The organism is Trebonia sp., assembly GCF_030042015.1.
Lineage (GTDB): Bacteria > Actinomycetota > Actinomycetes > Streptosporangiales > Streptosporangiaceae > Trebonia.
On the sequence record NZ_JASIAL010000038.1, the window covers coordinates 1 to 5,833 of the forward strand.

Consider the following 5,833-nt stretch of genomic DNA (forward strand, 5'->3'; position numbering starts at 1 on the left):
CGGGACAGACATCATTTCCAGCAGTCGGCCGATCTGGCCCGCTTGCACTTCGGCCGTGCCGAACCAGGTTCGCAGCGCCTGCTCCTCCAGCACCACCGTGAAATGCTTGGCTGGATCGTAGATGACCTTCTGGCGTTCCATGCGGGCGGCGACGGCCGCGTCTAGGTCGTTGGGCGCGTCGAGGAGCCTGATCCAGAACGACAGCATCGCCGCGCAATAGGCGGCGGTCTGGAACAGACCCGGGATCACGTTGTGCTCGTAAATCCGGAACATCGTGGTCCGCTCGTACAGCGCAAGCGTGTGCGCGCCAAGGACGCGCTTCATCCCGGCACGGGACTGGCGTCGGAACTCCAGGTACGCCGACTCCACCGCCCGCACGGTCGCGACCAGATCGGGGATCTGATCGTCGGCGCCGCAGGCGCGGCACCAGTTGCGGATATCTGCATCGTCGGGGGCCTGCACGCCGTGCTCGATCTTGCTGACCCGTGTGAAATGCTGTCCGGTCGCTGCTGCCAGCTCGCGCCCAGACAGGCCCGCGTCCTTGCGGATCTCTCGCATCCTGGCACCCAGTGCCTGCTGGGCCTGCTTGGCGGCGCTAGACGGGCTGATACTCACGGTGCGGTATCGAGAGCGCCCACACGGCTTCAAACGAGGCGCGGCAGAGATCGAGATTCGAGTCCGGGTCCTTGCCGACCAAGGTTAGGCGCATGATCGAGCTTCTCTCCAGTAGTTGCGAAATATTGCGCACCTATAACTTCCCTCAGGCTCAGTTAGCGGTCAAGTCGGCCAGCGGATCTCCTTGACTTCCCCGCACGCCGATCGGCGGCGACCCGCGCTAGCGTGCACGTCTACTCCTCCCGCCAGCCGCTGACCGCGCTCCCGGCAAAGGGACCGCATGCAAGAGGGCGGGAACCCGCGATCCGCGGGGGACCCCGCCCGACCCTCAGCCGCTACCCCATAACCTTCGTATCTTCGCGGGCGGCTATTCACCGGTCGGCCCCATTGCGGCGGCGTGCCGCGGGCAACAGATCGAAATGTTACCTGGATGTGATTTTCATTATCGCCGGGTTTTCATCTCAACTGCGCAGAGTTTCTGCCGGGACTAAAGTGTCAGTTTTATACTCATCGGCATTAAGGAGGCCGATGCCGCGCCGATTACGATCCGCATGCTTGCGGCCGTGGCTTCGTCACGCTCTGCAGTAACTCCGGAATATCGGGGAGAAAACGGAAATAACGTGCGCGTGCGGCCCTCTCCGATTGAAGTCCTGACTGGCCGGATGGATAACGAAATCAGAGTTACTATTAGGGCGCCCCCGTAGCCCAAGGGCAGAGGCCGGCCCCCTAAAAGGGTCCGCAGTGTCGGTTCGAACCCGACCGGGGGCACAAACCATTCTCCCGGGCGATCTATAGATCAAGTTACGTGCATCTGCATTTGCATACGTGAATCGCACTCGTACATGCGAATGCAATTTACCTGGTCTGCACATCGTCAGCAACTGCGGTTCACGAACTCGGCCTTGACGGTCGCCGCCCATTGGTAGGCGATCTCGTACGGCCATCGCAGGAACGGCAGCGAGGTGGTGACACCATAGACGTTCCCGTCGAAGCAGCGCCGGAACCTCAGCTCAGCGCGCCAGATCTGATCGGGCGTCGTCACCAGGACGATAGAGCGCCAGCCGTACCGCTTGGCGAGAACGGCGGTCTCCTGGGCCTCGCCCTGGGTCGTATCGGGACTGGGCTGGAAGCAGATCACCCTGGCGGTGCCGACCCGAGTCCCGCACACCCCGGGATCGATGAACAGGCCGAACGAGATCGCGAGGTATTGCGCCCGGCCCTCCCGCGCCAGCTTCAGCGCGGTGCCGAGCCGGTCTCCAGAGCCGGCCGGCACAACGATGGCATTCACCTGGGCGGGCATCCCCGTGGCGGGCCAGATAAAAAGGCGCGCCGTGACAGCGCAGAATACGGCGCACACCACGAGCAGCGGAATGACGATGCGCCGGAGCCTTCGCCAGCGGGCACGCCGCGATGCCTGGGGGCGCGGGCTCACGACCGTCACGCGACGATGTTATCCGGTGTGCTCAGGCCGTCGCGGTGCGCAGCGCCGCGGTGCAGGCGACGCAGTCCTCGTAGCGGGGGAGCGCACCGGCGAGCACTGCCTCCTCCAGAGTGGGGGCGGCGGCGTCCTTGGCCGACAGCAGCGGGCGGCCGTCGTCTTGGCTGTCAAGTGGCCACGTGATGGCGAGCTTCGGGTCCAGGGGATGCACGCCGTGCTCGCGGCCGGGCGCGTACGGCGTCGAGCACAGGTAGAGCACGGTCGCCTGGTCGGTCAGGGCCATGAACGCGTGGCCGAGCCCCTCGGCCAGGAACACCGCACGCCGGTCCACGTCGTCCAGGCGCACGGCCTCCCATTTCCCGAACGTCGGCGACCCCGTCCTCAGGTCCGCCACGACGTCGAGCACCGCACCGGCCGCACAGCTAACGTACTTGGCCTGACCAGGAGGAACGTCGGAATAGTGGATGCCCCGGATCACCCCGCGCCGCGACACCGAGCAGTTCAGCTGCGCGACTTCAAGCCGGTACCCAAGGTCAGCGGCGAATTCCGCGCCGCGGAACGCCTCAAGGAATGCCCCTCGCTCATCCAGGTGCAGCTGTGGCGTGAAAACCCAGGCACCCGCGATTCCAAGCGAATCCATTCGAAGATTCTATCGGCATGACCTGGCTGGGCGCGGTCATCCGGGACGGCAGGGGAGTGTTACGCGCCGAAGAGGCGAAGGCGGCGCTGGATCTCGTACTCGTGGACGATGGCGGCGGCGTAGCGGTCGCAGATGCCGTGCTCGTCGGCAAGCCAGTTGGCGCGCTCATCACGGCGCAGGAAGGCAGGGCCCGATTCGAGGTGTCTGAACCACTCGGTGAGCTCGCGGCCTGTTACGAAGGGAATGCGTGCGATGAGGCTTTTGTGCATGTCGGGCGTGTGCATCAGCGACATTGGCACCTCCAGGGGGAGCCGCTTATCAGATGAGACTGCCTCACCCGAGGGCACCTGACAAGACCCGTACCGCAACCTTCCCGTAATGTCCTGTTTGACCGGAGCGGGGGGTACAGCGCAGGGGTGCGGAGGCGGGCGGGATGCTGCCGCGCTAGCGGGTCAGCTGAGCCGTTCGAAGATCATGGCCATGCCCTGCCCGCCGCCCACGCACATGGTCTCAAGCCCTGTCGTCTTGTCGTGGAACTGGAGGCTGTTCAGCAGCGTCGTGGTGATCCGCGCCCCGGTCATGCCGAACGGGTGCCCGACCGCGATCGCCCCGCCGTTCACGTTCAGCCGGGCCAGGTCGATGCCGAGGTCACGGTAGGAGGGAATGACCTGCGCCGCGAACGCCTCGTTGATCTCCACGAGGTCGATATCGCTGATCGCCATCCCGGCCCGCCCCAGCGCCTGCCGGGACGCTTCCACCGGCCCGAGGCCCATGATCTCCGGTGACAGTGCGCTGACCCCGGTCGAGACGATCCGCGCGAGCGGGGTTATCCCCAGGGTCGCCGCCTTGACGTCGCTCATGACCACCACGGCCGCCGCCCCGTCGTTCAGCGGGCAGCAGTTCCCCGCGGTAACGGTCCCGTTCTCCCGGAAGGCCGGCTTGAGCGAGGCGACCTTCTCCAGCGTGGTGCCTGGCCGCGGCCCGTCGTCGGCGGAGATCACGTCGCCGGAGGGCAAGGTGACCGGGATGATCTCGCGCTGCCAGAACCCGTCCGCCAGCCCCTTCTCCGCGAGGTTCTGCGACCGGACCCCGAATTCGTCCTGCTCAAGCCGGCTGATGCCGCGCAGCGCCGCCACGTTCTCGGCTGTCTGGCCCATCGCGATGTAGACGTCCGGCAGTTCGCCGTCGGCGCGGGGGTCGTGCCAGGACGGCGAGTCGGCCGCCACCGTCATCGCGGTGCGACCTTCCGCCGAGCCGAACAGCGGGTTCCGGGTGTCCGGCAGGCTGTCGCTGCTGCCCTTGACGCTGCGGGACACGCACTCGACCCCGGCGGAGATGAACACGTCCCCTTCGCCCGCCTTGATCGCGTGGTATGCCATCCGGGTGGTCTGCAGCGACGACGAGCAGTACCTGTTGACCGTGGTGCCGGGGAGGCGATCATGGCCGAGCAGGACCGCGACCACGCGCGCCATGTTGAACCCCTGCTCGCCGCCGGGCAGCCCGCAGCCTAGCATCAGGTCGTCGATGTCCGCCGGGTCGAGTTGCGGGACCTTCGCCAGCGCGGCCGAGATGATTTGCGTCGCAAGATCGTCTGGCCGGACGCTGGTGAGCGACCCTTTGAATGCCCGGCCGATCGGCGAACGGGCGGTTGCGACGATTACTGCCTCCGGCATGACTGGCGCCTCCCGATGTTCGTGTCACAAACACGTTAACAGCCTGCCCGGATCATGAGCAGATAGCGTGTCTGTCCTGAGGGAGGGAGTGGACCCATGCAGGTGTACGACTCGGTGATCGAGCTGACGGGCGGGACGCCGCTGGTCCGGCTGAACACCGTGACCAGCGGCATCGGCCGGACGCGGAACGTGCTGGCCAAGGTGGAGTACCTGAACCCGGGCGGCTCGGTGAAGGACCGGATCGCGCTGCGGATGATCGAGGCCGCGGAAAAGCAGGGCACGCTGCAGCCCGGCGGCACGATCATCGAGCCGACCTCGGGCAACACCGGCGTGGGCCTGGCCATCGTCGCCCAGGGCCGCGGCTACAAGTGCGTGTTCGTGTGCCCGGACAAGGTGGCGCAGGACAAGATCAGCGTGCTGCGCGCCTACGGCGCCGAGGTCGTGGTCTGCCCGGGCACGGTCGCGCCTGACCACCCGGACTCCTACTACAGCGTGGCCAGGCGGCTGGCGCGGACAACCGACGGCGGCTGGCAGCCCGACCAGTACGCCAACCCGGAGAACCCGGCCGCGCACTACCACACGACCGGCCCGGAGATCTGGGCGCAGACCGAGGGGCGGGTCACCCACTTCGTGGCCGGGATCGGCACCGGTGGCACGATCTCCGGCACCGGGCGCTACCTCAAGGAAGTCTCCGGCGGCCGGGTGAAGGTCATCGGCGCCGATCCGGAGGGCTCGGTCTACTCGGGCGGTTCCGGCCGGCCGTACCTGGTCGAGGGCGTGGGCGAGGACATCTGGCCGGCGACCTTCGACCGGGAGATAGCCGACGAGGTGATCGCGGTCAGCGACGCCGACTCGTTCCTCATGACCAGGCGGCTCGCCCGCGAGGAGGCGCTGCTCGTCGGCGGGTCCGCGGGGCTGGCGGTCGTGGCTGCCCTGCGGGTCGCCAGGAGCGCCGGAGAGGATGACGTGATCGTCGTGCTGCTGCCGGACGGCGGGCGCGGCTACCTGTCGAAGATCTTCAACGACGAGTGGATGGCCGACTACGGGTTCCTGCGCGCCCAGACCGGTGAGCCCACGGTCAGGGAGCTGCTCGCCGCCAGGGAACAGGACACGACGCGCGCGATGCCCGCGCTGATCCACGTGCACCCCGACGAGACCGTCGCGCAGGCGATCGCGCTGCTGCGCGAGTACGACGTCTCGCAGCTCCCCGTCGTCCAGGAGGAGCCACCGCTGATGGCGGCGGAGGTCGCCGGCTCCGTGGCCGAGCGCGACCTGCTCGATGCCCTGGTGAGCGGCCGGGCCAGGCCGCAGGACCCGGTCAGCAGCCACATGTCGCCCCCGCTGCCGGTGCTCGGCCAGGGCGAACCGGTCAATCGCGCCGCGGCGGTCCTCGAGAAGTCGGGCGCCGCGCTCGTGCACGTCGATGGCAAGCCGGCGGCCGTGCTCACCCGCGCCGACTTGCTCGCC

General features: G+C 67.5%; 6 protein-coding genes and 1 tRNA gene. 2 read left to right on the forward strand and 5 right to left on the reverse strand.

Annotated elements, in window-relative coordinates; all coding sequences use genetic code 11:
- Window positions 1-615: Scr1 family TA system antitoxin-like transcriptional regulator (locus Q1N79_RS01630; RefSeq protein ID WP_300603254.1), on the reverse strand; the 615-nt coding region annotated here is incomplete at its 3' end.
- Window positions 616-1,309: 694 nt separating this feature from the next.
- On the opposite strand from Q1N79_RS01630, the gene Q1N79_RS01635 reads away from it, so the two are divergent.
- Window positions 1,310-1,383, forward strand: a tRNA-Leu gene (locus Q1N79_RS01635).
- 106 nt (window positions 1,384-1,489) lie between these two features.
- On the opposite strand, the gene Q1N79_RS01640 is transcribed toward Q1N79_RS01635, so the two are convergent.
- The 4 genes from Q1N79_RS01640 to Q1N79_RS01655 all read right to left on the reverse strand — a co-directional run bounded on the left by Q1N79_RS01640 (window position 1,490) and on the right by Q1N79_RS01655 (window position 4,366).
- Entirely contained in the window at window positions 1,490-2,056 is a 567-nt protein-coding gene (locus Q1N79_RS01640; protein ID WP_300603256.1) for a YdcF family protein, read from the reverse strand.
- A gap of 22 nt (window positions 2,057-2,078) precedes the next feature.
- A complete protein-coding gene (locus Q1N79_RS01645) occupies window positions 2,079-2,693 on the reverse strand; it encodes a dTDP-4-dehydrorhamnose 3,5-epimerase family protein (RefSeq protein WP_300603258.1) in 615 nt (204 codons plus the stop codon).
- Between the two features lie 59 nt (window positions 2,694-2,752).
- Entirely contained in the window at window positions 2,753-2,986 is a 234-nt protein-coding gene (locus Q1N79_RS01650; RefSeq protein WP_300603260.1) for a DUF4287 domain-containing protein, read from the reverse strand.
- 159 nt (window positions 2,987-3,145) lie between these two features.
- Window positions 3,146-4,366, reverse strand: coding sequence for an acetyl-CoA C-acetyltransferase (locus tag Q1N79_RS01655; protein ID WP_300603262.1), 1,221 nt, complete (start codon window positions 4,364-4,366; stop codon window positions 3,146-3,148).
- A gap of 96 nt (window positions 4,367-4,462) precedes the next feature.
- Between Q1N79_RS01655 and Q1N79_RS01660 the strand changes: the two genes are divergently transcribed.
- Window positions 4,463-5,833, forward strand: a 1,371-nt coding sequence (locus tag Q1N79_RS01660) for a cystathionine beta-synthase (RefSeq protein WP_300603264.1), incomplete at its 3' end; no start/stop codon positions are given.

Excerpts from the sequence above, each read along its gene's own strand:
- Q1N79_RS01650 (WP_300603260.1), bottom strand. The coding sequence starts at position 2,986 with ATGTCGCTGATGCACACGCCCGACATGCACAAAAGCCTCATCGCACGC.
- Q1N79_RS01655 (WP_300603262.1), bottom strand. The coding sequence starts at position 4,366 with ATGCCGGAGGCAGTAATCGTCGCAACCGCCCGTTCGCCGATCGGCCGG.
- Q1N79_RS01645 (WP_300603258.1), bottom strand. The coding sequence starts at position 2,693 with ATGGATTCGCTTGGAATCGCGGGTGCCTGGGTTTTCACGCCACAGCTG.